Origin of the sequence: Streptomyces sp. CC208A, from assembly GCF_030010625.1 — a bacterium.
Lineage (GTDB): Bacteria > Actinomycetota > Actinomycetes > Streptomycetales > Streptomycetaceae > Streptomyces.
The window spans coordinates 327,532-350,152 of record NZ_JASCXN010000003.1 but is presented as its reverse complement, the minus strand read 5'-3'; the positions used below and the strand labels follow the sequence as shown (position 1 = coordinate 350,152).

General features: G+C 74.0%; 26 protein-coding genes. 9 read left to right on the top strand and 17 right to left on the bottom strand.

Annotation, left to right across the window (positions count from 1 at the left end; genetic code table 11):
- Window positions 1-38 precede the first annotated feature (38 nt).
- A complete protein-coding gene (locus QK442_RS06040) occupies window positions 39-824 on the bottom strand; it encodes an amino acid ABC transporter ATP-binding protein (RefSeq protein WP_282692762.1) in 786 nt (261 codons plus the stop codon).
- A 194-nt stretch (window positions 825-1,018) separates the two neighbouring features.
- Here QK442_RS06040 and QK442_RS06035 point away from each other — a divergent pair, with 194 nt between their 5' ends.
- On the top strand, window positions 1,019-1,477 hold the full coding sequence (locus tag QK442_RS06035) for a cyclic nucleotide-binding domain-containing protein (protein ID WP_282692761.1): 459 nt from the start codon (window positions 1,019-1,021) through the stop codon (window positions 1,475-1,477).
- A gap of 144 nt (window positions 1,478-1,621) precedes the next feature.
- A complete protein-coding gene (locus QK442_RS06030) occupies window positions 1,622-2,983 on the top strand; it encodes a carboxyl transferase domain-containing protein (protein WP_282692760.1) in 1,362 nt (453 codons plus the stop codon).
- A 70-nt stretch (window positions 2,984-3,053) separates the two neighbouring features.
- Here QK442_RS06030 and QK442_RS06025 read toward each other — a convergent pair whose 3' ends face one another.
- Genes QK442_RS06025 through QK442_RS06015 form a run of 3 tightly spaced genes read right to left on the bottom strand, consistent with a single transcriptional unit; the run spans window position 3,054 to window position 4,167 of the window.
- Window positions 3,054-3,377, bottom strand: coding sequence for a plasmid stabilization protein (locus tag QK442_RS06025; protein ID WP_282692759.1), 324 nt, complete (start codon window positions 3,375-3,377; stop codon window positions 3,054-3,056).
- Window positions 3,378-3,412: 35 nt separating this feature from the next.
- The gene (locus QK442_RS06020) at window positions 3,413-3,742 is read right to left on the bottom strand and encodes a DUF3040 domain-containing protein (protein ID WP_282692758.1); all 330 of its coding nucleotides are present in this window, start codon (window positions 3,740-3,742) and stop codon (window positions 3,413-3,415) included.
- A 59-nt stretch (window positions 3,743-3,801) separates the two neighbouring features.
- Window positions 3,802-4,167 (bottom strand): ATP-binding protein, encoded by a 366-nt coding sequence (locus tag QK442_RS06015; RefSeq protein ID WP_282692757.1) that lies wholly within the window; start codon window positions 4,165-4,167, stop codon window positions 3,802-3,804.
- A gap of 263 nt (window positions 4,168-4,430) precedes the next feature.
- Between QK442_RS06015 and QK442_RS06010 the strand changes: the two genes are divergently transcribed.
- Window positions 4,431-5,357 carry a SigB/SigF/SigG family RNA polymerase sigma factor gene (locus QK442_RS06010; protein ID WP_282692756.1) on the top strand — a complete coding sequence of 309 codons (927 nt, stop codon included), beginning with the start codon at window positions 4,431-4,433 and terminating at the stop codon, window positions 5,355-5,357.
- Here the strand turns inward: QK442_RS06010 and QK442_RS06005 are convergent.
- From QK442_RS06005 to QK442_RS05970, 8 genes are all read right to left on the bottom strand, one after another.
- Window positions 5,305-5,775 carry an ATP-binding protein gene (locus QK442_RS06005; RefSeq protein ID WP_282692755.1) on the bottom strand — a complete coding sequence of 157 codons (471 nt, stop codon included), beginning with the start codon at window positions 5,773-5,775 and terminating at the stop codon, window positions 5,305-5,307. The two genes, QK442_RS06010 and QK442_RS06005, sit on opposite strands and share 53 nt — an antisense overlap.
- Window positions 5,776-5,804: 29 nt before the next feature.
- The gene (locus QK442_RS06000; protein WP_282692754.1) at window positions 5,805-6,227 is read right to left on the bottom strand and encodes an STAS domain-containing protein; all 423 of its coding nucleotides are present in this window, start codon (window positions 6,225-6,227) and stop codon (window positions 5,805-5,807) included.
- A 117-nt stretch (window positions 6,228-6,344) separates the two neighbouring features.
- Window positions 6,345-7,529: an oxygenase MpaB family protein gene (locus tag QK442_RS05995; protein WP_282692753.1), complete on the bottom strand. Its 1,185-nt coding sequence runs from the start codon at window positions 7,527-7,529 to the stop codon at window positions 6,345-6,347.
- A 17-nt stretch (window positions 7,530-7,546) separates the two neighbouring features.
- The gene (locus QK442_RS05990) at window positions 7,547-8,740 is read right to left on the bottom strand and encodes a polyprenyl synthetase family protein (protein ID WP_282692752.1); all 1,194 of its coding nucleotides are present in this window, start codon (window positions 8,738-8,740) and stop codon (window positions 7,547-7,549) included.
- On the bottom strand, window positions 8,733-9,038 hold the full coding sequence (locus QK442_RS05985; RefSeq protein ID WP_282692751.1) for a polyprenyl synthetase: 306 nt from the start codon (window positions 9,036-9,038) through the stop codon (window positions 8,733-8,735). Before QK442_RS05985 ends, QK442_RS05990 begins: the two co-directional genes overlap by 8 nt.
- Window positions 9,039-9,223: 185 nt before the next feature.
- Window positions 9,224-9,367 carry a hypothetical protein gene (locus tag QK442_RS05980; RefSeq protein ID WP_282692750.1) on the bottom strand — a complete coding sequence of 48 codons (144 nt, stop codon included), beginning with the start codon at window positions 9,365-9,367 and terminating at the stop codon, window positions 9,224-9,226.
- Complete coding sequence (locus QK442_RS05975) at window positions 9,364-9,654, bottom strand: hypothetical protein (RefSeq protein WP_282692749.1); 291 nt, start codon at window positions 9,652-9,654, stop codon at window positions 9,364-9,366. The genes QK442_RS05980 and QK442_RS05975 overlap by 4 nt, the downstream gene beginning before the upstream one ends.
- Before the next feature lie 373 nt (window positions 9,655-10,027).
- Window positions 10,028-10,792: an alpha/beta hydrolase gene (locus tag QK442_RS05970; RefSeq protein ID WP_282692748.1), complete on the bottom strand. Its 765-nt coding sequence runs from the start codon at window positions 10,790-10,792 to the stop codon at window positions 10,028-10,030.
- Window positions 10,793-11,023: 231 nt separating this feature from the next.
- Between QK442_RS05970 and QK442_RS05965 the strand changes: the two genes are divergently transcribed.
- On the top strand, window positions 11,024-11,659 hold the full coding sequence (locus QK442_RS05965; protein WP_282692747.1) for a LysE family translocator: 636 nt from the start codon (window positions 11,024-11,026) through the stop codon (window positions 11,657-11,659).
- Window positions 11,660-11,665: 6 nt separating this feature from the next.
- Here QK442_RS05965 and QK442_RS05960 read toward each other — a convergent pair whose 3' ends face one another.
- Together QK442_RS05960 and QK442_RS05955 are read right to left on the bottom strand one after the other, a co-directional pair.
- Complete coding sequence (locus QK442_RS05960; RefSeq protein ID WP_282692746.1) at window positions 11,666-12,052, bottom strand: VOC family protein; 387 nt, start codon at window positions 12,050-12,052, stop codon at window positions 11,666-11,668.
- Window positions 12,049-12,342: a metalloregulator ArsR/SmtB family transcription factor gene (locus tag QK442_RS05955; RefSeq protein WP_282692745.1), complete on the bottom strand. Its 294-nt coding sequence runs from the start codon at window positions 12,340-12,342 to the stop codon at window positions 12,049-12,051. The genes QK442_RS05960 and QK442_RS05955 overlap by 4 nt, the downstream gene beginning before the upstream one ends.
- A 210-nt stretch (window positions 12,343-12,552) precedes the next feature.
- Here QK442_RS05955 and QK442_RS05950 point away from each other — a divergent pair, with 210 nt between their 5' ends.
- On the top strand, window positions 12,553-14,880 hold the full coding sequence (locus tag QK442_RS05950; RefSeq protein ID WP_282692804.1) for an excinuclease ABC subunit UvrA: 2,328 nt from the start codon (window positions 12,553-12,555) through the stop codon (window positions 14,878-14,880).
- Here the strand turns inward: QK442_RS05950 and QK442_RS05945 are convergent, their stop codons facing one another.
- The 3 genes from QK442_RS05945 to QK442_RS05935 are packed head-to-tail and all read right to left on the bottom strand — an operon-like array spanning window position 14,881 to window position 16,661.
- Window positions 14,881-15,519, bottom strand: a complete 639-nt coding sequence (locus QK442_RS05945) for a 4-phosphopantetheinyl transferase (protein WP_282692744.1) — start codon at window positions 15,517-15,519, stop codon at window positions 14,881-14,883.
- On the bottom strand, window positions 15,516-15,746 hold the full coding sequence (locus QK442_RS05940) for an acyl carrier protein (protein WP_282692743.1): 231 nt from the start codon (window positions 15,744-15,746) through the stop codon (window positions 15,516-15,518). Before QK442_RS05940 ends, QK442_RS05945 begins: the two co-directional genes overlap by 4 nt.
- 51 nt (window positions 15,747-15,797) lie before the next feature.
- Window positions 15,798-16,661 carry an aminoacyl--tRNA ligase-related protein gene (locus QK442_RS05935; protein ID WP_282692742.1) on the bottom strand — a complete coding sequence of 288 codons (864 nt, stop codon included), beginning with the start codon at window positions 16,659-16,661 and terminating at the stop codon, window positions 15,798-15,800.
- 437 nt (window positions 16,662-17,098) lie between these two features.
- Between QK442_RS05935 and QK442_RS05930 the strand changes: the two genes are divergently transcribed.
- From QK442_RS05930 to QK442_RS05915, 4 genes are read left to right on the top strand one after another with little or no spacing between them, the layout of a single operon-like run.
- Window positions 17,099-18,199, top strand: a complete 1,101-nt coding sequence (locus tag QK442_RS05930) for a phytanoyl-CoA dioxygenase family protein (protein ID WP_282692741.1) — start codon at window positions 17,099-17,101, stop codon at window positions 18,197-18,199.
- The gene (locus tag QK442_RS05925) at window positions 18,181-19,527 is read left to right on the top strand and encodes a DUF6271 family protein (protein WP_282692740.1); all 1,347 of its coding nucleotides are present in this window, start codon (window positions 18,181-18,183) and stop codon (window positions 19,525-19,527) included. Before QK442_RS05930 ends, QK442_RS05925 begins: the two co-directional genes overlap by 19 nt.
- Entirely contained in the window at window positions 19,524-21,314 is a 1,791-nt protein-coding gene (locus QK442_RS05920) for a condensation domain-containing protein (RefSeq protein ID WP_282692739.1), read from the top strand. Before QK442_RS05925 ends, QK442_RS05920 begins: the two co-directional genes overlap by 4 nt.
- A complete protein-coding gene (locus tag QK442_RS05915; RefSeq protein ID WP_282692738.1) occupies window positions 21,301-22,620 on the top strand; it encodes an MFS transporter in 1,320 nt (439 codons plus the stop codon). The genes QK442_RS05920 and QK442_RS05915 overlap by 14 nt, the downstream gene beginning before the upstream one ends.
- Window position 22,621 lies beyond the last annotated feature (1 nt).

Below are 22,621 nucleotides of genomic sequence, written 5' to 3'. Positions count from 1 at the left end.
GATGGAGGATCTCTGGCTCGGTGATGGAGGATCTTGGCTCAGTGGTGGAGGATCTTGGAGAGGAAGTCGCGGGCGCGGGGGCTGCGCGGGTTGCCGAAGAACTCGTCCGGCGTGGCGTCCTCGACGAGCCGGCCGTCGGCCATGAAGACGACGCGGTGGGCGGCGGAGCGGGCGAAGCCCATCTCGTGGGTGACGACCACCATGGTCATGCCCTCGTCGGCGAGCTGCCGCATGACCTCCAGGACCTCGTTGATCATCTCGGGGTCGAGGGCGGAGGTCGGTTCGTCGAAGAGCATCACCTTGGGGTCCATGGCGAGGGCGCGGGCGATGGCGACGCGCTGCTGCTGACCGCCGGAGAGCTGGGCCGGGTACTTGTCGGCCTGGGCGGCGACGCCGACCCGGTCGAGGAGGGCGCGGGCCCGTTCCTCGGCGGCCCTGCGGTTCTTCTTGCGGACCTTGATCTGTCCGAGGGTGACGTTGTCGAGGACGGTCTTGTGGGCGAAGAGGTTGAAGGACTGGAAGACCATGCCGACGTCGGCGCGGAGCCGGGCGAGTTCCCTGCCCTCGGCGGGCAGCGGTCGGCCGTCGACGCGGATCTCGCCGCTGTCGATGGTCTCCAGGCGGTTGATCGCCCGGCAGAGGGTGGACTTGCCCGAGCCGGAGGGGCCGATCACGACGACGACCTCGCCCCGGTGGACCGTGAGGTCGACGGACTGGAGGACGTGGAGGGTCCCGAAGTGCTTGTCGACCCGGCTCAGGACGACGAGCGCGTCGCCGCCGTCCGGAGTGGACGCTTCCCTGGCGGGCACTTCCGGGACGGGCATGTCACCCTCCTGGCTCACACCCCCTTCTGTTCGTTCCCTCCTCGGTCTCATGCTCCGCTCCGCCCCGCCCGGCCGCACCCCGGGGGCGTGCCGGGGCGGTGCGGGGCGGGATGCCGGGCCCGCGTCGCCTGCGGTCCGGCCGGGGCCGGTGGACACTGGGAGCGGAGCCGTACGCGTGAGGAGGAGGGCCCGTCATGAGGAGTGCCGCACCCAAGGTCAGTGCGCTGCCGGCGGAGCACCGCGAGCGGTTGATGGCCTTCGCCGAGGACGTGTATTTCGAGTCCGGGGACCGGCTCTTCGAGGAGCAGCAGCACGCGGACCGGTTCTGGATCGTGAAGACGGGCGCGGTCAATCTGGACGCCCGGGTGCCGGGGCGCGGGTCGCCGGTGATCGAGACCCTCCGCCACGGTGAACTGGTGGGTCTGTCCTGGCTGTTCCCGCCGTATCTGTGCCAGTCGGGGGCGGAGGCGATGACCCCCGTCCGGGCGTACGAGTTCGACGCGACGGCGGTGCGGTCGATGTGCCACACGGACGTGGAGTTCGGGTCGGCGGTGTTCTTCTGGGTGGGGTCGATCCTGGCGCACCGGCTCCAGGTGACCCGGGTGCGACTGCTCGACCTGTACGCGCCGCACGGGAGCGGGATCATGGCCTGAGGCGGCTGCCACCGTCGTACGCCCGGAGTGATCTCCGCCGCACCCGGGCCGTGGGCCCCTGCCCGCCTGCTACTCGGCGGTACGGTGGCGGGACGGGCTCCGGACCCTTCCCGCGGCTCGCCGGGCGACGGGCGGGAGGCCCCGATGACAGCACCTGCGAACGCGCGCGAGGCACTGGCCCTCGTGACCGGCGACTTCGCCGAACTCCCCTCCCCCGAGGGTCCGTCCGCGGGCGACGGGCCGATCGGCTGGCCCGGTTACGGGGCGGCCAGGGCCGCGGCGGCCGCCCGCTCCGGCGTGTCCGAGTCCGTGGTCTGCGGCACCGGCACGGTCGGCGGGACGCGGACGGTCCTCGTCTCCTTCGAGTTCGGCTTCCTCGGCGGTTCCATCGGCGAGGGCACCGGCGCCCGGGTGGCCGCCGCGCACGCCCACGCCCGGGCGCACCGGCTGCCCGTGACCGTCCTCCTGGCCACCGGCGGCAGCCGGATGCACGAGGGCATGCGGGCGCTGGTCCAGCTCCAGCGGCTGGCCGGGGAGGCGGCACTCACCCGGGCCGCCGGTCTGCCCCAGCTGGCGGTCCTGCGCGATCCGACGACCGGTGGCGGGTGGGCCACCCTCGGGGCCGGCTCCGACGTGGTCCTCGCGCTGCCGGGCGCCCAGGTGGGCTTCGCGGGTTCCCGGGTACGGCCGCCGGACGCCGACCCGGCCGCGTACACCGCCGAGGCGCAGCTCGCCCACGGGCACGTGGACGCCGTCGTCCCGGCGCGGGAGCTGCGGGCGGTCCTCGGCCGCTGGCTGTCGCTGCTCACCCGCCCGGCCGAGGGCCCGGTCCCGCCGCCGTACGCGCTCGGCTCCACGGAGCCGTCGGCGAGCGGGCGCGAGGCGGTGGCCCGCGCCCGGCACCCGGAGCGTCCCCGGGCCGACCGCTATCTCGCCGAGGTGTTCACCGAGCGGGCGGAGCTGTCCGGCGACCGCGCGGGCGGCACCGACCCGGGGATGCGCTGCGGCTTCGGGCGGCTGCCGGACGGGCGTACGGTCGCGTACGCGGCCCAGTGCGGGACCGCGACCCGGCCGGCCGGTTTCCGCACCGCGGCCCGGCTGGTGCGGACGGCCGGGCGGCTGGGGATCCCGGTGCTCACGCTGATCGACACGCCGGGCGCCGCCAACGACGCGGAGGCGGAGCGGGCGGGTGCGGGCCCGGCCATCGCGGAGCTCTTCGGCGCCGTCGCCGAGGCGCGCGTCCCGGTCACCGCGCTGCTCATCGGCGAGGGCGGCTCGGGCGGTGCGCTCGCCCTCGCCGCCCCCGGCAACACCTGGGCCACCCCGGACGCGTACTTCTCCGTGATCGCCCCCGAGCTCGCCACCGCCATCCTGAAGCGCCCCCCGGAGGAGGCGGACGCCACGGCCGACCGCCTCCGGCTGCGCCCGGAGGACCTGTTCACCCTCGGGGTCGTACGGGGCGTGGTCGGCGCCCCGCCGACGGCGCCCGGCGGCGCGGCCGGCTGAGACCGGGCGACAGGGGCGGGCCCCGGCGGGCCGGTCCGGGGAGAGGCCGGGCGCCGGGGTCCTCGGTGGTTCAGTGGCCGAGCTTCCGCTTCAGTTCGGCCTTGTTCATCTGCGACCTGCCGTGCAGGTTGCGGCGCTGGGCCTCGGCGTACAGCTGGTCGTAGGTCGGTCCCTCGGAGCCGCTGTGCGAGCGCTTCCCGCCGCGCCGCGAGGAGGACATGTCCTGGGTCGAGCTCTTGCTCGCCGTCTTCGACTCGCCCGAGCGGGCCCGTTCCTTGTTGACGGTGCGGGAGGCGATCTCCTCGGCGCGTCCCTTGCTCTCGCCGCGGTCCAGGGCGCTCTGCTTGATGTGCTCGTACTGCCTCTCGCGCTTGGCGTTCGATCCGCGGGGCATCGTGGGCTCCTCTCTCGGTCGGGTCGTCTGCCGGGTCAGTCGCCGGGCGGCCCGCCGCCCGCACGCCGCCGGGTCCAGCGGACCACCAGGCGCAGCAGCAGGACCAGCGTCAGCACCCAGGCGGCGGCGAAGCCCCAGACCAGGGCGGGGGCCGAGGTCGCCACCGCGAGGACGAGCAGGGTGAGCGTCGTCGCCCCGAGCAGGGCGGCGCCCAGACCGCCGCGGAGGGTGATCCGCGGTCGGGGCAGGTGGGGGGAGGGCCGGTGCCCGGCCATGCGCCGGGCGAGACCGCTGTCGGCGCTCAGGTCCTCCTCGATCTCGGCCAGTACACGTCGTTCGTATGCGGAGAGCCGGACCTCGTCCATCGCGGCACCTCCTCCGGTCCGGAACCCCCGCCGGGCGGCGGGGTCGTCCTTCCGGGCTGCTACCCGCCCGCGGCCCCTTCAGACAGCCGGGCGGCCCCGGTGTCCGGCCGGGGGAAGCGGACCTCGCACCACATCGTCCTGCCCCGGTCGCGCGGCACCCAGCCCCAGACCTCGGCGAGCCGCTGGACCAGGTAGAGGCAGTGCCAGGAGGGGAGGCCGGGGCGGTGCCGGCCCGCCGGGCAGGGTCCTTCCGCGCCGGTGTCGCTCACCTGGAGCCAGACGCCGTCCGCGGAGCGGTCGAGGCGGAGCTCGTACGGGACTCCTCCGCGCCGCACCGCGTGGGCGACGAGCTCGGTGACGAGCAGCAGCAGGTCCCCGGCGGCCCTGCGGCCCGCCGGGGAGAGCGGCCCGTACCACTCCGTCACGGTCTGTGAGGAGAAGTCGCGGAAGCGGCCGGCCGTGCCCGGGCCTCCGCCGAGTACGCACCGCCGGGAGCATGCCGCGTGGTGCGGCTCACCTGCCTCCATGGCCAGCCCCTGACCGAGAAAAAAGGACCCAAACACTCCCAGGTGGGTCAAAAGCTCCTGAGAGGGAACGCTTGTCACAAGGATGCTCAACCGACGGGCTGTGACACCCGCCCTCCCTCTGAGGGCGGCGCCGGTCCACCGGAATCGTCGACAGGAATGTCATGGCCATCGGCCGAGCCGCATACAGCCCCTCCGCCCGGACCCGCAGCTGCCGACGTCCGTCCCCTTCCGCGACCGTGCGGCAGCGGGCACTCGGGGGCCTGCCCGTGCCGGAGAACCCCCTGGGAGCCTCCACGGACGACGCCCGGACCCTCTCGGTGTCGCTCTTCCAGCGGCTCCACGAGCTCGACGAGGGCACCCGTGAGCGCTCCTACGTGCGCAACACCCTGGTGGAGCTGAATCTGAGCCTGGTGAAGTTCGCCGCCCGGCGCTTCCGCGGCCGCGCCGAGCCGATGGAGGACATCGTGCAGGTGGGGACGGTCGGGCTGATCAAGGCGATCGACCGGTTCGACCCGGACCGGGGGGTCGAGTTCTCCGCCTTCGCGCTGCCGACGATCGTCGGCGAGATGAAGCGGTTCTTCAGGGACACCGGCTGGGCCGTCCGGGTCCCCCGCCGTCTCCAGGAGCTGCGCATCGAGCTGGCCAAGGCCTCGGACGCGCTGGAACAGCGCGACGGCCACCGGCCCGACCGCGCAGCGCTGGCGGAGCGGCTGGACCTCACCGAGGAGACGGTGGCCGAGGGCGAGCTCGCCGCCAACGCCTACACCACCCACTCGCTCGACGCCCCCGTGGGCGACGACGAGACCGGCGCACCGCAGGGCACGGCCGGCCGGCGCACCGCCGTCGAGGAGCCCGCCTACGAGCTGATCGACGACCTGCATTCGCTCCGACCGCTGCTCGACCGGCTCGACGACCGCGACCGGCTGATCCTCTCCCTGCGCTTCGGTGAGGAGCTGACCCAGGCCGAGATCGGCCGGCGGGTCGGCCTCTCCCAGATGCACGTCTCCCGGCTGCTCGCCCGGATCCTCGGCGAGCTCAAGGCAGGTCTGCTGGACGACGGCGCCACGGAGGAGGAGACGGACGGCTGACCTCCAGCCACACCACCTTGCCCTCGGCGCCGGGCCCCCGGTCCGAGGAGCCCCAGTCGCTCGCCAGGCGGTCGAGCACCATGAGCCCGTGACCGCCGGGCAGCGAGGGCGGGCGCGGCGCCATCCGGTGCGGGTGCTCGGGGCTGCGGTCGGCGACCTCCACCCGCAGCAGCCCGTCCGTGTGCCGGAGCACGAACTCCTCCGGGCCGCCGGCGTGCAGACAGGCGTTGGTGACCACCTCGGAGACCAGCAGCAGGACGTCCTCGACGCGCTCGCGCTCCCGGGGGCTCTCCGCGGGGACCCAGCCCCAGTCGGCGAGCGCCCGCGCGGTGAAGTCGCGGCAGCGGGAGACCGCGCCCGCGCTCTCCCGCAGCAGGAGCCGGCGGGTCTGCGCGGGTGTGCCGTCGCCTTCGGTCATCTCTCCCTCCCGCACGGCCGGCGGGCCCGTCACGTCAGGTCCTCGGGACGGGCCCCGCCCGTCCCGCCGGCGGCGAGAGCCTCGTCCACGTCCGCGTATACCCGGAAGACCTGACGGGCACCGGTGATCTCGAACATCCGGTCCACCGGGGGCCGCACTCCGGCCAGGTCGAGCACCGCACCGGTCTCCAGCGCCCGGGCGCGGGCCCTGAGCAGCAGGTTCAGGCCGGTGGAGTCGCAGAAGTCGAGCCCGGCGCAGTCGACGACGATCCGCGCCGCGTCCTCGTGCTTCTCCAGGGCGGTGCGCAGCGGTTCGACCGTGTCGTGGTCGAGCTCCCCGGACGGGGCGATCACGACGGTCTCCGTGCCCCACGTGGACCGCACCTCGACCGTGAACCGGTCGGACCGGCCGGTCGGCGACCCGTCCCCGAGCCCGTCTCGCTCGCTGTCCATGCGCACCTCGCCTTCACCGGTGAGTCCATTTTCGGACAGGATGCGCCACTCTGCGAGGAGAGCCCTCCCGGCGGTCCCGTGCGGAGGGTCCCGTACGGGACCGGGGCGGGCCGGACGTCAGACGGTGGCCGGGGGCGGGGTCCAGCGGCGGGCGCGGGAGACGCCCGTGTCGACGCCGTACTCCTTCCTGAGGTGCTCGGGGATGGCGTAGTGCATGACCCGGCCCCGGGTGAGGGCGGACAGCTCGAAGACCGAGGTGAGGTGGCCGAGCCGGTCGAGCGCCCAGGCGGCGAACGGCGAGGCGTCCTCCACCGACTCCAGGACGCCGAGCAGCGCCGGCAGCGCCTTCACGGCGGTGTCCCAGCGGCTGCGGGGCACGCCGAGCCAGTCACCGCAGGTGTCGCCGACGAGGTGGCGGATCAGGGCGGAGACGACCGGGTCGAAGAAGGTGCCGGGGACGACCTCCTCGTACAGCTCGATCAGCTGCCGGGTCAGCACGACGCCCTCCTCCGAGGGGCCCATGTGCCGCAGCAGGTACAGGTCGAGGAAGGCGCGCGCCTCGTCGAGGGTCTTCGGCACGGCGGTCTGGTCGACGCCGAGGATCGCGCCGACGACCCGCCAGGCGTAGAAGTACGCCTCGGCGCCCTCGACGGACATGTGGATGCCGAGCCGGTGGAGGCTGTCGAGGACGAGCATCGAGAAGAACATCTGCCCGCCGATCATGTCCTCCTGGCAGATCGGCACCCCGTCGGCGGCGGTGTCCCAGCGGTCCTCGCGGGTCAGGTGGTGGCGGATGGAGGCGTGCAGGAGGCGGACCTTCTGGGCGGCGGGGACGAACCGCCCGCCGGCCTCGAAGGCGTCGGGCCGCATGAGGTAGGTGGTGAACTGGCCGGTCTCCGCCATCCGCTTGCTCGGGTAGTGCAGCCCGTGGGTGGTGGAGAGCAGGCGGGCCACGCGGGGGACGGCGTAGCAGGCGGGCATGGAGGCGAAGGAGAGGGCGGTGTTGATGTGGACGTTGTTGTCGGTGAAGAAGAGCCGGGCCTTCTCCATCTCGTTCCAGTCCACCCAGGCGGGCGGGACGGCGGTCGTCTCCAGGTACTCGCGGGCCACGTCGGGGAGGCCGGCGGGGAGTTCCCGGCCGGAGACGGAGACGTACCGCATGAGGGAGTTGAAGAGGCCGACCTCGCCGCGTTCGAAGAGGGTGGCGACGACGGCGTCGGCGAGTTCGTCGCCGCTGTGCCGCAGGGCGTCGAGGTCCGCGTCGGTGTAGGGGGTGGGGGGTGTGGCGTGGGACGTGGTCACTGCGGTCGCTCCCGAGGTCAGTGGTGGCGGACGGCCGCGCGGTGGGCCAGGTCCGTGAGGGCGCGGTGGGCGGCGGCGGGCAGGTCGAGGGCGTCGAGGGTGCGGACGGCCTCCTCGACGCGGCACGTGATCATGTGCTCGACCCGGGCGGGCGCGCCGAGCTCCGTCATGAGCGCGCGGACCTTCCGCAGCTCCTCCTCGTCCGGCGGCCCGTCCCCGTCGAGGGCACGGCGCAGCAGGACCCGCTGGGCGGGGCCCGCGGTCCGCCAGGTCTCGGCGAGCAGCACGGTGGGGCGGGCGGTACGGAGGTCGTCGAGGGGCGCCTTGCCGGTACGGGCGGGGTCGCCGAAAAGGCCGAGGAGGTCGTCCCGGAGCTGGAACGCCTCGCCGAGCGGCAGCCCGTAGAGCGACAGTCCCTCGCGAAGGGCGGCGGGGGCGCCGGCGAGCAGGGCGCCGAGGAGGAGGGGCTGTTCGACGGTGTACTTGGCGGTCTTGTACCGGATCACCTTGAGGGAGGTGCCGGTGTCCGGGGCGCCGCCGGTGTGCAGGATCTCCAGGGCTTCGCCGGCGACGAGTTCGCGGGCGAGCACGGCCCAGAGGGGCCGGCCCCGGGAGAGGTACGCGGCGGGCAGGCCGGACTCGGTGTAGAGGCGGCCGGCGAGGGCCATCAGGTGGTCGCCGAGGAGCAGGGCGAGCGCGCGGGCCTCCGCCGGCCGGGGGCGTCGGCTGGTGTGCGGCGGGGCTGCGGGTGGCGGAGCTGTGGGTGGCGGAGCTGTGGGTGGCGGAGCTGTGGGTGGCGGAGCTGTGGGCGGCGTGACTGTGTGTGGGTGGGCTTTGTGCGGCTGGGCTCCGTCCGGCAGAGCTTTGTCCGGCAGGGTTGCGAAGGCGTGGTGGGCGGTGGGGCGGCCGTGCCGGAGGGGGCTGTCGTCGATGAGGTCGTCGTGGACGACGGCGGCGGCGTGGACGAGTTCCATCGCGGCGGCGGCCCGCATCAGGGCGTCGCTGTCGGGCTGCCCGGCGGCGCGCCAGCCCCAGTAGCAGAAGGCGGCGCGGAGCCGTTTGCCGTGACGGGCGGTGGCGCGCAGGGCCTCGGCGAGCGGGTCGAGGGCTTCGTCGACGGCGAGGAGTTCCGCGGCCTCCTCGTCGAGGAAGCCGGCGAGGACCGCGTCGGTGCGGGCCTTGAACTCCTCCGGCGCCCAGGCGTCACGCATCGGCGTCCGCCGGGGCGGCGGCCCGGCGGGCGGCGGCCGCGCGGGCCAGGACCTCCATGTGCGGGAGGCCGCCGGTGCCGTGCTGGTCGAGGGCGAGGCGGTCGAGGGCCAGCCGGCCCCGGGCCTGGAGGTCGGCGACGGCCTCGTGGGCGAGGTCGCCGGAGTCGGAGCGGCCCAGGAGGGAGCGGAGCGATCCGGCGGCGGTGCCGATCGAGTCCGCCACCAGGTCGGCGAGGCCGGCGGCCAGCAACAGGGCCTTCTCTTCGGGGCGTTCGCCCGGGGTCGTACGGGGTGTCATGCCGGCCGGCTCCTGGAGGGAAGGGGTGGGGTGCCCCGCTCGGGGGCGCGTGCCGGGCCAGCATGGACCATGGACGGGCCCGCCCCGCCGCCCGCTCACCCGATCGGGTGATCATGACCGGGAGTTCCGGCGGACGGCGTGGCGGTCCCTCTTGAACCGTGCGGCTTCCAGGGCGGGGAACGCCCTTACGGGACCCCGTGGTTGCCGGAGACCGTGATCAACACCTGGAGCTGGATGCTCGCCGAGAAGTATCTTCCGGTGTCGATCGGGGTGGCCACCGCCTTGTTCCAGAGGGCGTCGAGCCAGGCCTGGCTGCCGGATTCGGTCATCGCGGCGACGGCGAAGGGGCGAAGAAGGCGGCCTCGCTGCCACTGGGGATCCGGGTGCCGTTGAGCTTGTAGCTCGTGGCGATCTTGTTCGGGTCGCCGCTGGTCACGGCGTCGTCGACGGCGGAGTCGGGGAGCAGGTCGGTGCTCGGGGCGTACGTGGACCGGAGGTCGGCGATCCGCGTCTGGTGGGCGGTGCGGGCCGCGTCCCAGGTGGTGTCGCCGGTGGCCGCGCGGAAGGCCCGGAAGTGGTCGACCATCCGGTCCGAGGTGCGGAGATCCAGTCGCACCGGTCGCCGGAGCCCGGGCCCTCCATGGACGAGGACGCGGCCGGCTTGCCCGCGGAGACGAGGCCGTCGGCGGCCCGGGCCTCGGCCCCGGGCAGGAAGGTGAGTGGCAGGAAGGTGAGGGGCAGGGCCGGCAGAGCGGCGAGTCCGAGTTGGATGCCGCTTCACGGGACGGCGCCGCGCGTGATGATGCCGCACGGCATGAGGCTTCGTCAGCACATGTCAACTCCCTTTCTCTTCCCTGCCCTTCACTGCTCTTCACGGCGAGCCGTTGCCAGGAGGCATTCCCGACCATAGGCGCGCCGCGCGTAGGGAGCGGCGGAGGCCCGGCGCGAGCCCTCTGCGCGGGCCCCGTGTCGCGGTGGCCGAGAGGGTCCTACTGAGGGAGCGTCAGGGCGCGGGCGAGGGCGTCGGCGAAGCCGTCGGGGTTGTCGAGCATCAGGTTGTGGCCGGCGGCGGGCACCTCCAGGACGGGCACACCCATCGCCGCCGACTGTTCGGCCGCCCGGTCCGGCAGGCTCTTCTCCCCCACCAGGAACGCCCGGGGCAGCGTGAGCGCGGCCAGCACGTCACCGGCCTCGGGGTCGCCGCCCGCGACGAGCGCGACCGCGCTGCGGTGCACGGCCCGCGGGTCGGCGAGTCGCAGCCGTGCCGCGTAGTCGGCCCGGTCGGCGAGGGCCAGCATCCTCGTGAACCCGATCCGGACGAAGTCCTCCTCCGCCTGGCGCGCCACCGGCCTGCTGAACGCGCCCCCGCCCGCGTACAGGTTGGGCTCGGCGACGACGAGCCGGGCGATCCGGCCGGGCCGGGCCGCCGCCAGGTGGATGGCGACGGCGCCGCCCATGGAGTGGCCGACGAGGTGGACGCCGGTGAGGTCGAGGTGGTCGAGGAGCGCGGCCACGGCCGCGGCCTGCCCCTCGGGCCGGTAGTCGAAGTCGGCGGGCCGGTCGCTCAGCCCGTACCCCAGCAGGTCGACCAGGAGGGCCCGGCCGCCGCCCAGCGCCGGGTGGGCGGCGATGTGCGCGAAGTCGGAGGCCGCCGTGCAGCCGAGCCCGTGGAGGAAGACGCGCACGGGCCCGTCACCGGGCAGATCCAGCCACCGCAGATACGCCTGCCGGTCCGTCAGGAACAGTTCTCTCATGCGGCCACCCTAGGGACGGGCGGGACGGCCGGTGCCGGGCGGGCGGGGAGAGCCCCCGAGGGCCTGCAGAAAGGGGCGCGGCCAGGCGGCGGAAGCGCCTCGGAGGAGCGGCGGAAGCGCCGCGAAAGGCCGATGGAAGAGCGTCTGGAAGGGGTCGCGCGGGGCCAGCAGAAGAGCGCCCGGAAGAGGCCACGCGGGGTCGGCGGGAGGGCTGCGATACCGTGGCCGTCCATGGCATCGAGCACCGCACTCTGGTCCTTCGCTCTCGTCGTGGGGCTCCTCACCCTCACCCCGGGCCTCGACACGGCCCTCATCCTGCGCACGGCCGCGCTCGGCCGCCGCACCCGTGCCTGGGGCGTCGTCCTCGGCATCCAGACCGGCACCCTGATCTGGGGCGCGCTGACCTCGCTCGGCGTGACGGCCCTCCTGACCGCCTCGCACCTCGCCTACGAGATCCTCCGCTGGGCGGGAGCCGCCTACCTGCTCTGGATGGCGGTCCGCATGATCGCCGAGACCTTCCGGCGCGGTGGGCCGGGACCGGGCGGGGAGGTGGAGGTCGGCGGGAGCGACACTCTCTCCGGCGGCTGGCGCCAGGGCACCCTCACCAATCTGCTCAACCCCAAGGTGGGCGTCTTCTACGTCGCCGTCCTGCCGCAGTTCATCCCGGCCGAGGCCCCGCACTTCGCGATGGGGCTCGCGCTGGCCTCCGTCCACGTCGTCCTCGGCATGGTCTGGTCGACGGCCCTGATCGCCTCCGCGACCGCCCTCGGCGCCCGGCTGCGCGAACCCCGGGCGCGACGGGTCCTGGACAGGATCACGGGCACGGTGATCGGCGCCTTCGCGGTACGGCTGGCGGTCGGCGACTGACGGAGGTCACCCGTACTGGGCGATCTGGACGAGGTTGCCGCAGGTGTCGTCGAGGACGGCGGTGGTGACGGGGCCCATCGCGACGGGCGGCTGGGTGAAGCGGACGCCGAGGGCGGTGAGGCGGGCGTGTTCCGCGTGGACGTCGTCGACGGCGAAGGAGGTCGCGGGGATGCCGTCGGCGACCAGGGCCTCCTTGTACGGCGGGACGGCGGGGTGACCGGAGGGCTCCAGGAGGAGTTCGGTGCCGTCCCGGTCCTCCGGGGAGACGACGGTGAGCCAACGGTCCTCACCGAGCGGCACATCGTGCTTGACCTCGAAGCCGAGCACGTCCGTATAGAAACGGAGCGCCTTCTCCTGGTCGTCGACGAAGACGCTGGCCAGGTTGATCCTCATGGTCCGTCCTTCGGGGGTGCGGGGGTGAGCCATCGCGTGACGATGTGCTCCAGGGGTCGGGTGTCGAGGTGGTGGAACTTGTAGCGGCCCTCGCGGCGGGCCGTGACCAGGCCCGCGGTCTCCAGCACGGCGAGGTGCTGACTGACCGCCTGCCGGGAGAGGGTGAGGCCGTGCCGGGTCGCCAGCCGGGCGCAGATCTCGAAGAGCGACTGGCCGTCACGTTCGGTCAGCTCGTCGAGGATCACCCGGCGGGTGGGGTCGGCCAGCGCCTTGAACAGTTCCTCCTCCACACCGCCACCATAGGCAAGTCACCACTTGCCTATCAAGTGCGCCACAGGCGGTCCCGTGGTTCCGGGATCCGCCGACGCCCCGCCTCTGTCGGACCTCCCGCTTAGGGTGGTCGCACACCCGCCGGCACCCTGACGAGGGAGAGACCTTTGAGCACGGCCAAGCGGAACGGTGCGGCGTCGCCCGCCCCGCACATCGCCGACAGCCACGAGATGATCCGCGTGCTCGGCGCGCGGGAGAACAACCTCAAGGACGTCAGTGTCGAGATCCCCAAGCGGCGGCTGACGGTCTTCACCGGGGTCTCCGGCTCGGGGAAGAGCTCGCTGGTCTTCGACACGATCGCCGCCGAGTCCCAGCGGCTGATCAACGAGACGTACAGCGCCTTCGTCCAGGGCTTCATGCCGACGCTCGCGCGGCCCGACGTCGACGTGCTCGACGGGCTGACCACCGCGATCATCGTCGACCAGCAGCGGATGGGCGCCGACCCGCGCTCCACCGTCGGCACCGCCACCGACGCCAACGCGATGCTGCGCATCCTCTTCAGCCGGCTCGGCACCCCGCACATCGGCTCGTCACGGGCCTTCTCCTTCAACATCCCCTCGGTGACCGGTGCGGGCGCCGTCACCGTGGAGCGCGGCGGCCGGAAGGTGAAGGAGGCGACCAGCTTCTCCCTCACCGGCGGCATGTGCCCCCGCTGCGAGGGCCGGGGCCGGGTGTCGGACATCGACCTGTCCCAGCTGTACGACGACACCAAGTCGCTCGACGAGGGCGCGCTCACCATCCCCGGCTACACGGCGGACAGCTGGTACGGCCGGACGTACCGCCTCTCCGGGCTGCTCGACCCGGCGAAGCCGATCCGGGAGTACACCGACCGGGAGCTGGACACCCTTCTGCACAAGGAGGCGACCCGGGTCAAGGTGGAGGGTGTCAACGTCACGTACGAGGGGCTGATCCCCAAGCTCCAGAAGTCCTTCCTGGCCAAGGACGTCGAGTCGCTGCAGCCGCACATCCGCGCCTTCGTGGAGCGGGCCACGACCACCCGGGTCTGTCCGGAGTGCGACGGCACCCGGCTCAACGAGGGCGCCCGCTCCTCGAAGATCAAGGGCATCAGCATCGCCGACGCCTGCGCGATGCAGATCAGCGATCTTTCCGCGTGGGTGCGCGAGTTGGACGACCCCTCGGTGGCGCCGCTGCTCGATTCCCTGCGCCAGACCCTGGACTCCTTCGTGGAGATCGGCCTCGGCTATCTGGCCCTCGACCGGCCCGCGGGCACCCTGTCGGGCGGCGAGGCGCAGCGCGTGAAGATGATCCGGCACCTCGGGTCCTCGCTCACCGACGTCACCTATGTCTTCGACGAGCCGACGGCCGGTCTGCACCCGCACGACATCCAGCGGATGAACGAACTCCTGCTGCGGCTGCGGGACAAGGGCAACACGGTCCTGGTCGTGGAGCACAAGCCGGAGACGATCGCGATCGCCGACCACGTGGTCGACCTCGGTCCCGGCGCCGGCACCGGCGGCGGCACGATCTGTTTCGAGGGCTCCCTGGACGGGCTGCGCGGGAGCGGCACCGTGACGGGCCGTCACCTGGACGACCGGGCCTCGGTGAAGGAGTCGGTGCGGACGCCGACCGGGTTCCTGCCGATCCGCGGCGCGACCGCCAACAACCTGCGGAAGGTGGACGTCGACCTCCCGCTCGGCGTCCTCGCCGTCGTCACCGGCGTCGCCGGTTCCGGCAAGAGTTCGCTCGTGCACGGTTCGATCCCGGCGGACGCCGGGGTGGTCTCGGTCGACCAGAGCCCGATCCGCGGCTCGCGGCGCAGCAACCCGGCGACGTACACGGGGCTGCTCGACCCGATCCGGAAGGCGTTCGCCAAGGCCAACGGGGTCAAGCCGGCACTGTTCAGCGCCAATTCGGAGGGCGCCTGCCCGACCTGCAACGGCGCCGGCGTCACGTACACCGATCTGGCGATGATGGCCGGTGTGGCCACCACCTGCGAGGAGTGCGAGGGCCGGCGGTTCCAGGCGGCGGTCCTCGAGTACGAGCTCGGCGGGCGGAACATCAGCGAGGTCCTGGCGATGTCGGTCGCGGAGGCGGAGGCGTACTTCGGGGCGGGCGAGGCCCGCACCCCGGCGGCCCACCGGATCCTGGAGCGGCTGATGGACGTCGGCCTCGGCTACCTCACCCTGGGCCAGCCGCTCACCACGCTGTCGGGCGGCGAGCGGCAGCGGCTGAAGCTGGCCACGCACATGGGCGACAAGGGCGGCGTGTACGTCCTCGACGAGCCGACGACGGGTCTGCACCTCGCCGACGTGGAGCAGCTCCTCGGCCTGCTCGACCGGCTCGTCGACTCCGGCAAGTCGGTGATCGTGGTCGAGCACCACCAGGCCGTCATGGCGCACGCCGACTGGATCGTCGACCTCGGCCCCGGCGCCGGTCACGACGGCGGCCGGATCGTCTTCGAGGGCACCCCGGCGGAGCTCGTCGCCGCGCGGTCGACCCTCACCGGCGAGCACCTGGCGCGGTACGTGGGCGCCTGATCAGCGCCAGGCGGCAGGGGCCGGCCCGTCGAGGACCACCGACGGCGGGAGGAGGGCCGGTGGGGTGGTGGCCGCCACCGCCGCCACGGCACCGCGCGGGCGGTCGGTCCACTCCCCGAGGTGTTGTACGGCCTCCGGGGCGCGGGGGCCCGCTTTGAAGCGGGCTTCCGCGCGGACCCAGGCGCGGAGGAGGAGGCCCTGGTCCGGTTCGGCGCCGGGCAGGTCCGGCAGGTCCGGCAGCAGGCGGCGGAGGAGCGGGAGGGGGCCGGGGCGGCGGTCGGCCGGTTCCACGTCGACGCCGACCGGGCCCGGGCCCGCCGCGGCCGCGACCAGGCCGTCGGCGTGGCTCAGGCTGATGCCGAGGCCGGGCCGGTCCGGGAGGTACGGGCGGCCGTGACCGTCCCGGCCGCAGTCCGGGCAGTGCTGGGCGAGGCCGGTCGCCGCCGGGGGCCGGCCGGTGAGCCGGGCGGCGCAGAGCCGGAGGAGGAGGCGGGCCGCCAGGACGTCGTCGTGGCGTGCCGGGACGCGGATCGCGGTGAGGCGCCGGCGCTCCCAGGGGGCGAGGAGGTGCGGGCCGAGGCCGGGGGTGTCGAGGACTTCCCGGGTGGTCGCCACGACCGCGAAGGCGCCGGGGGTCACCCGGCGGGGGTGAGGAAGCGTTCCCGGACGCGGGCGAGGGTGCGGAAGTCGTCGATGGTGACCTCCTGGAGGTCGATCGGCGTGCCGGAGAGGTCCTCCAGGAGGTCGATGAACTCCAGGAAGTCCATGGAGTCGATGAGCCGGGCCTCGATGAGGTCCTCGTCGGCGTCGATCGGCCCGTCGAGGCCGGGGTTCTTCTCCTGGAGCCAGGCGGTGACGCGTTCCATGGTGCGGTTCTCCTTGGAAGTCCGTGGGGTGGCAGCTTTTTTGATGGAGTGTCAGGGTGTGGTGGTGACCGCGTGGAGGTGGTCGAGGGCCTGTTCGGGGCCGCCGTGAGCGAGGATCATGGCGTGTGCCCAGCGCTCCATGCCGAAGGCGACGCAGGCGCTGTAGGCGGTGCCGTGGCCGCCGGCGCGGATGCCGAGGCGCTCGCCGAAGAAGTTGCGGTGGCGGTTGACGGAGGCGATGGCGGTGCCGTCGGGGGCGCTGTACTCGTGCTTGACGGGGTCGAGCGCCATCAGGCGGGCGCGGGAGCCGCCCTTGTCGTAGAAGGGGTCGTCGGCGGCGGCGCGGGTCAGGTCGAGGCCGAGGCGTCCGGCGGTCTCCTGGATGAACTCGCCTCCCTTTTCCAGGTGCTCGGCGGCGCCTTCCTGGGTGCCGAGGTAGACGACCTCGCGCATGTGGAAGCCCCGGAGGCGGCGCAGCCCCTCGTAGTGGGTCTCGTTGCGGAAGCAGCGGCCCGTGGCGGAGATCCGCAGCCCGTCCTCGCCGACGTCGGCGCCTTCCAGGGAGAGCAGCAATCCGTAGCAGGTGGCGGAGGGCAGGAGGTAACCGGTGGGTTCGAGGGGCCGGCCGCCGGGGGCCCGGCCGGCGGCGAGGCCGTCGTACGCGTCCGGGGCGAACCGCCCGGTGGAGACGCCGAGATGGGGGAAGTTGCGGAAGTAGTCGAGGCGGGCGAGGCCGTCCTCGGCGAGCAGGGGCGGGCCTGTCACCTCGGGGGCGGAGAGCCGGGCGGCGAGGCCGGCGAGCAGTGTGTCGAGGCCGCGCAGCAGGGCGGTGTGCACCGGGTCCAGCGTGATCAGGCCCGGGCCGGGGCTCTTGAGGCCGGCGACGGGCGGGGTCGTGGCGCTGGGTGTGCTCATGGGAACCGTTCCCTCTCGGCGTGGGCGGTCGGTCAAGGGCGTCGGCCGTGTGGGCACGGGCCGCCCCCGGCGCCGTACCGGTGCGGGCGTGGCGGCGGGCAGGGCCCTGCTCACGGTCGCCGTCGACCGGGGCGCGGCGGTCGCGCCGGGTCGACCGGGCGGGTCGGTTCCGGCTCCGCGCAGGGGGACAGTAGGCCAGACACCCGACGGTTGTCTAGACCAAAGGCCGAACCTCAACCCCCTTCGCTGGAAGCCTTTTCGGGCCGGCGGTCGGCGCGCGGGGCATACCGCCGGGTCACTTGACACTGACCATGGTCTACACCAATTCTTTCTCTCGTCCCCCGCGGTCCCCCCGCCGTCGCCAGGTCCGCACCCCGTCCCGCCGTGTCCCGCGCCCCCCACGCCCGCACGCCGCCCGACCCCCGCCTGGAGGGACCTTGACCACGACACCGTCCGCCCCCGCTCCCCCGCGCCGCCCCCGGGCCCCGTACCTGCACCGCGCCGCGACCGAGCGCCCGTACTTCAGCGACGACGGCGAGTCCTACCTCGCGGCGACCACCCTGCGGGAGCTGAAGAAGACCAGGCCGCTGCGGGTGCTCTCCGAGGAGGACTTCGCGCACTGGCAGACGTACGGCTACGTCGTCGTCCGCGAGGCGATCCCGGCCGGGGCGGCCCGCCGGATCCTCGACTTCGCCTGGGACTTCCAGGGACTCGACCCGGACCGGCCGGACAGCTGGTACGAGGACCGGCCGTTCCGCTCCGCGCTCGACCGCCAGCTGCACGTCTACGGCTTCGTCGAGGCGTACCACCACCAGCTTCTGTGGGACAGCCGCCAGACGCGGCGGGTGTACGACGCCTTCGTCGACGTCTGGGACTGCGAGGAGCTGTGGGTCACCCTCGACCGGCTCAACCTCAACCCGCCCAACGTGCGCAACCGCGACAGGGCCCTCATCGAACCCACCGACCGGGGCTTCGACATCGAGCTGCACTGGGACATCGACACCACCCTCGGCGTCCCGCCGCAGCGCGTCCAGGGCATCATCGCGCTCAACGACACCCGCCCGGAGACCGGCGGCTTCCAGTGCGCCCCCGAGCTCTTCCGCCGCTTCGAGGAGTGGAAGCCCGGGCAGCCGGAGGACCGCGACCCGCTCAGGCCTGCCGTCGACCGGGCCGAGTTCCCCGTCGTCCGGCCCGACCTGCGCCCCGGCGACCTGCTCATCTGGAACGGGCTCCTCGCCCACGGCGTCGCCCGCAACACCTCCGCGAACGGGGTGCGGGCCGTCCAGTACCTGTCGATGATGCCCGCCCTGGAGGAGCACGCGAAGCTGCGCCGCTCCCGGGTCGAGTCCTGGCGCCACCTGCGCACCCCGCGCTGGAACCGCACCCTCGTCGGCGACCCCGTGCTGCACGAGTCCCGGCGCTACCCGACCGCCGAGCTCACCCCGCTCGGCGCCCGCCTGCTGGGGCTCGCCTCCTGGCACGAGGAGGCCCCGGCAGGCGGGCCGACCGGGGAGCCGTCGTGCGACGCGTCTGTCTGACCCTCCCCACCGACCGCGCCTGCACGGCGACCATCGCGGCGGTCGCCGAGGAAGCCGCGTACGGGGCACGGGAGTTCGGTGTCGAGGTGCACCTGCTGGTGCTGGACTCCTCCGCGCCCGCCGACCTCGCCGCCCACCGGGCCGCGGTGGCCGGGCTGCCGCCGGCGCCCGGCGTGGTAGTCCACCACCTCGACGAGGACGCCCAGCGCGCCTTCCTGCGCGAGACCGTGGCGGCGGCCGGACTCGCCGGGGCGGACCGGCTGCTCGGCCTGATGCTCCCGGCGGGGGTGTCGTACGGCGCCTGCACCAACCGCGCCTTCCTCCTGGCCGAGGCGCTGGGCTGCGCCTCGGTGCACCGCCGCGACTCCGACAGCCGCTACCAACTCCTCGGCGGGGAACCGGTCTTCCCGATCCACCACGAGCTCGCCGCCCTCGGCCGGCGGGCGGCGGACGTGGCGGGCTCGGTCACCCGCAGCAGGCTCGACCCCGGCTGCGCGGACCGGACCGTCGCCGTGGCCGGGGGATCCTTCGTCGGCGAGCCCTCCGTGGACCTCGCCGAGCTCCGCGCCCTCGACCCGGAGGCGTACCGCGAGGTCGTCGGCCTGTCGATCCCCTCCGGCCATCCGGAGCTCTGGCGCCGGCACCTGATCGACGAGGCGTTCCGTGGCGCCGGCACCGCACCCTTCACCGCCGACCTGACCACCCTGACCCTGGTCGCCCCCACCCGCGTCGACATGTGCAACGTCGCGCTCGGCCGCGAGGTGTACGGCCGGGTCCCGCTGCCGCCCGCCACCGACACCATCGGCACCGACTACTTCCTCCTCCACCTCGCCCGGCACGCCCGGCTGCCCGGCGTCCTGCACAACCGGCACATCGTCAACTTCTATACGGGTGAGCGGCGTTCGGACGAGGGTTTCCTCGCGTACCAGCTCCGCTTCGCCAAGTACCTGCTCGCCGTCCCCCACCTCGAAGCGGTGTACACGGGGCTCGCCACGGCCGGTGGCGCGCTCCTCGGCCCGGGCGGGCTGATACGGCCCGCCGCCGTCGCCGCCCTCCTGCGCGAGAGCGCCGGGCTCGACCCGACCGGGAACGAGGCCCGGCTCGACGTCCTGGACCGCCGCTACCGCGCCCTCGGCGGCCGGTACGCGACCGCCGCCGCCCTGTTCGCCGCCCGGCGGGAGCGGCTGCTCGCCGAGGCCCGCGCCGACATGGCGGACTTCGCCCTGCTCGTCGACGCCTGGGGCCCCCTGACCGCGCACGCGAAAGGCGCCGCCGTGAACCACTTCCCGCCCGCCCGGACCGCGTCCGTCCCGGCCGTGCCGCGATGACCGCCGCCCACTCTCCCGCCCCCGCCCCGGACGGCGTCACCGGTGCCCGTACCCTCACCGTCCGGTACACGGGCGGCAGTTCGCGCCGGGGGACCGTCACCATGGGCCAGGCGAACATGATCCGCTGCATCCTGCGGGACGAGCCCGACAGCATCAACATCCACGACGTGTGGCCGGTCCCCGACGACACCGGCATGGAACAGGTCCTCGACGCCCTCGCGGCCCTCACGGTCCGCCACGAGGCCCTGCGCACCACCTTCCCGTACGACGCCGGCGACGGCACCGTCCCGTCGGAACAAGTCGTCGCCGCCGAGGGATCGTTCACCGTCACCGTCCTCGACCACGACGAACTCCCCGAGGACACCGACGGCTACGCCGAGGCGGTGGCCCGCGCGGCCCGCGCCTCCCGCTTCCGTCTCGACCTCGACTTCCCGCTGCGGCTGCGGATCCTCGCCCGCGCCGGCCGGCCCGTGCGCGTCGCCCTCGCCGCCAGCCACGCGGCCACCGACGGCAGCGCCCTCGGCATCCTCCGCGACGAGTGGCTCGCCCTCCTCGCGGGCGAGACGCTGCCGCCGGTCACCGCCCTCGCCCCGCTCGACCTCGCCGCCGAGGAGAACAGCCCGGCCGGCCGCCGCAAGTCGGCCGCCTCCCTGGCCCATTGGGAGCGCATCCTGCGCACCGGGCCCCAGGCGATGTTCGCCGAGGACGGCGCCGAGGGCACCGAGGCCCTCACCCCGGGCCTCACCCTCCGCTCGGCGCGCGGCGCCCGGGCGCTGGCCGCCGCCGCGCGGCGTACCGGCGCCCTCCCCGGCACGGTGCTGCTCACCGCCTGGTGCGTACTCGCCGCCCACCGGGCCGGCCAGTCCGTCTGCGTCGCGGCCGTGCCCACGTCCAACCGGTTCCTGTCGAAGCTCGCCCGCTCGGTCTCCCCCTTGTCCCAGGACGCCCTGCTCTCCCTCGACGTCCGCGTCCCGTCGTTCGACACGCTGCTCGGCACGGCGTGGGGCGCGGCGATGAACGCGTACCGGCACAGCCGTTTCGACGCGCTGGAGCTGTGGGAGCTGATCGGACGCGTCACCACCGAGCGGGGCAGCCGGTTCGCGCGCGACGCCGTCTTCAACGACATCAGCGCCCTGCCCAGCACCCTCGCCGGTGCCGCGGCCCCCGACGCGGACGCGCCGGAGCTCGAACTCTCCTGGGGCGAAGGGCAGCTGCTGCCGACGCGGCTGCTCACCTTCGTGTACGAGACGGAGCCGGTGCTCCGCCTCGCCACCTGGGCCGACCCCGTACTGTTCCCGCGGGCGGCGGCCGAGGAGCTGGCCACCGGTCTGGTGCGGCTCCTGGAGGCCGTAGCCGAGGCCGACGTACCGCTCGGCACGCCCGGACCGCTCACCGAGGTGACGGGGGTGCGGCCGGTGGCGCGCGGCCCGGAGTGGACGCGGGTGGACGGCTGCTGGGTCTCTCCCGACGCCGTCGCCGGGGCCTTGAGCGAGGCCCTGGCCGGGCGGCCGGTCGAGGTCGTGGCCGAGGAGGGGGACGGCGGCGGGGAGGACGGACGGAGGCTGATCGCGTACATCGGCGTGGACGAAAGTGATCCATCCGGCAGGGAGTTGACGGACGATCAGGCGCATGCCGCGCTGATGCGGATCCTGCCGGGGCGTCCCGGTGTGCTGGCCCCGCACCGGTACGTGTTCGCCGAGGGCCCGTCGCGGCAGCCCGCCGCGGCGCGGCGGATTCTCAGGGAAGGGACCGGCCGGGGCCGGGAGATGCGACATGACCACCGATGACACCGCCGCGGCGCACGGGTCGGGGCCGCTGCCCAGCCCGTGGCGGTCGCGTCGCTTCCGGCTGTTCTTCACCGCCCGCAGCGCCTCGCTGCTCGCCGACGGCATGCTGATGGTCTCCGTGACCACCTCGGTCCTCGGCGCCGGGTTCGGCGCCACCGGCGTCGGCTACGCGCTCGCCGCCTGGATGGTGCCGATCGTGCTGCTCATCCTCTTCGGCGGCGTGCTCGCCGACCGGTTCACCCCGCAGCTGATGATGGTCGGCGCGGACGCGGTCCGGGTGGTGGTGATGCTGGGCATGGCCGGCCTGTTCGCGGCGGGGAGCGTACGGCTCTGGCAGATCATGGCCCTGATGGCGGTGAGCGGCGCCGCGACCGCCATGTTCCAGCCGGGGCTCGCGAGCATCGTCCCCCGGGTCGCCGAGGACATCCAGCGGGCCAACGCGCTGCTGCGGATCTCCGAGTCGATGAGCACCCTCATCGGGCCGGGCCTGGCCGGTTTCCTGGTGGCGTACGGGGACCGGGCCGGCTCGTTCCTGGTGATCGCGGCGGCGTACGGCGTCAGCGCGGGCGGTCTGCTGCCGCTGCGCCGGCTCGCCACGGCGCGGGACGAGAGCGACGCTCCGATGTGGCGGCGGCTCGCCACCGGCTGGCACGAGTTCCGGTCCCGGTCGTGGCTGTGGGGCGTCATCTCCCTGTGGGCGGTGTACGGCCTCTTCGTCTTCGGCCCTTCGGTGCCGCTGGGCGCGGCGCTGCTGACCGAGCAGCACGGCGCCGGCGGCTACGGCTGGATCGCCTCGGCCGACGGTCTGGGCACCATCGTCGGCGGTCTGCTCGGCATGCGGGTCCGGCCGCGCCGCCCCCTGGTGGCGGGGGCGTGCGCGATGTTCTTCTTCGCCCTGAACCCGCTGGCCCCGGCGCTGGGCTGGAACTTCGTCCTCACGGCCGTCACGGGTGTGGTGGCGGGGTGCGGCTTCGCCTTCTGGGGCGTGATGTGGGCGACCAGCGTGCAGTCCCACATCCCGCTGGCCGTGCTGAGCCGGGTCTCCGCGTACGACATCGCCGGCTCGATCGTGGTGATCCCGCTGGGCCGTGCCCTGGCCGGTCCCGCGGCGGAGTCCTTCGGCGCGGACCGGGTGCTGCTCTTCTCCTCCGTGGTCTCGTTCGTCCTGCTCGCGGCCATGCTCTGCGTACCGGCCATCCGCGGCCTGACGCGCCGGGACCGCGGGGAAGCGGGCGCGGCGCCCGAGCCGGGTGCCACACCGGTATCCGGCAAAGGGCCGGCTGCCGTGGAGTCGGCGGCCGGGTGAG

Excerpts from the sequence above, each read along its gene's own strand:
- QK442_RS06040 (WP_282692762.1), bottom strand. The coding sequence starts at position 824 with ATGCCCGTCCCGGAAGTGCCCGCCAGGGAAGCGTCCACTCCGGACGGC.
- QK442_RS06035 (WP_282692761.1), top strand. The coding sequence starts at position 1,019 with ATGAGGAGTGCCGCACCCAAGGTCAGTGCGCTGCCGGCGGAGCACCGC.
- QK442_RS06030 (WP_282692760.1), top strand. The coding sequence starts at position 1,622 with ATGACAGCACCTGCGAACGCGCGCGAGGCACTGGCCCTCGTGACCGGC.
- QK442_RS06025 (WP_282692759.1), bottom strand. The coding sequence starts at position 3,377 with ATGCCCCGCGGATCGAACGCCAAGCGCGAGAGGCAGTACGAGCACATC.
- QK442_RS06020 (WP_282692758.1), bottom strand. The coding sequence starts at position 3,742 with ATGGACGAGGTCCGGCTCTCCGCATACGAACGACGTGTACTGGCCGAG.
- QK442_RS06010 (WP_282692756.1), top strand. The coding sequence starts at position 4,431 with ATGGCCATCGGCCGAGCCGCATACAGCCCCTCCGCCCGGACCCGCAGC.
- QK442_RS06005 (WP_282692755.1), bottom strand. The coding sequence starts at position 5,775 with ATGACCGAAGGCGACGGCACACCCGCGCAGACCCGCCGGCTCCTGCTG.
- QK442_RS06000 (WP_282692754.1), bottom strand. The coding sequence starts at position 6,227 with ATGGACAGCGAGCGAGACGGGCTCGGGGACGGGTCGCCGACCGGCCGG.
- QK442_RS05990 (WP_282692752.1), bottom strand. The coding sequence starts at position 8,740 with ATGCGTGACGCCTGGGCGCCGGAGGAGTTCAAGGCCCGCACCGACGCG.
- QK442_RS05985 (WP_282692751.1), bottom strand. The coding sequence starts at position 9,038 with ATGACACCCCGTACGACCCCGGGCGAACGCCCCGAAGAGAAGGCCCTG.
- QK442_RS05980 (WP_282692750.1), bottom strand. The coding sequence starts at position 9,367 with ATGACCGAATCCGGCAGCCAGGCCTGGCTCGACGCCCTCTGGAACAAG.
- QK442_RS05970 (WP_282692748.1), bottom strand. The coding sequence starts at position 10,792 with ATGAGAGAACTGTTCCTGACGGACCGGCAGGCGTATCTGCGGTGGCTG.
- QK442_RS05965 (WP_282692747.1), top strand. The coding sequence starts at position 11,024 with ATGGCATCGAGCACCGCACTCTGGTCCTTCGCTCTCGTCGTGGGGCTC.
- QK442_RS05960 (WP_282692746.1), bottom strand. The coding sequence starts at position 12,052 with ATGAGGATCAACCTGGCCAGCGTCTTCGTCGACGACCAGGAGAAGGCG.
- QK442_RS05950 (WP_282692804.1), top strand. The coding sequence starts at position 12,553 with ATGATCCGCGTGCTCGGCGCGCGGGAGAACAACCTCAAGGACGTCAGT.
- QK442_RS05940 (WP_282692743.1), bottom strand. The coding sequence starts at position 15,746 with ATGGAACGCGTCACCGCCTGGCTCCAGGAGAAGAACCCCGGCCTCGAC.
- QK442_RS05935 (WP_282692742.1), bottom strand. The coding sequence starts at position 16,661 with ATGAGCACACCCAGCGCCACGACCCCGCCCGTCGCCGGCCTCAAGAGC.
- QK442_RS05920 (WP_282692739.1), top strand. The coding sequence starts at position 19,524 with ATGACCGCCGCCCACTCTCCCGCCCCCGCCCCGGACGGCGTCACCGGT.
- QK442_RS05915 (WP_282692738.1), top strand. The coding sequence starts at position 21,301 with ATGACCACCGATGACACCGCCGCGGCGCACGGGTCGGGGCCGCTGCCC.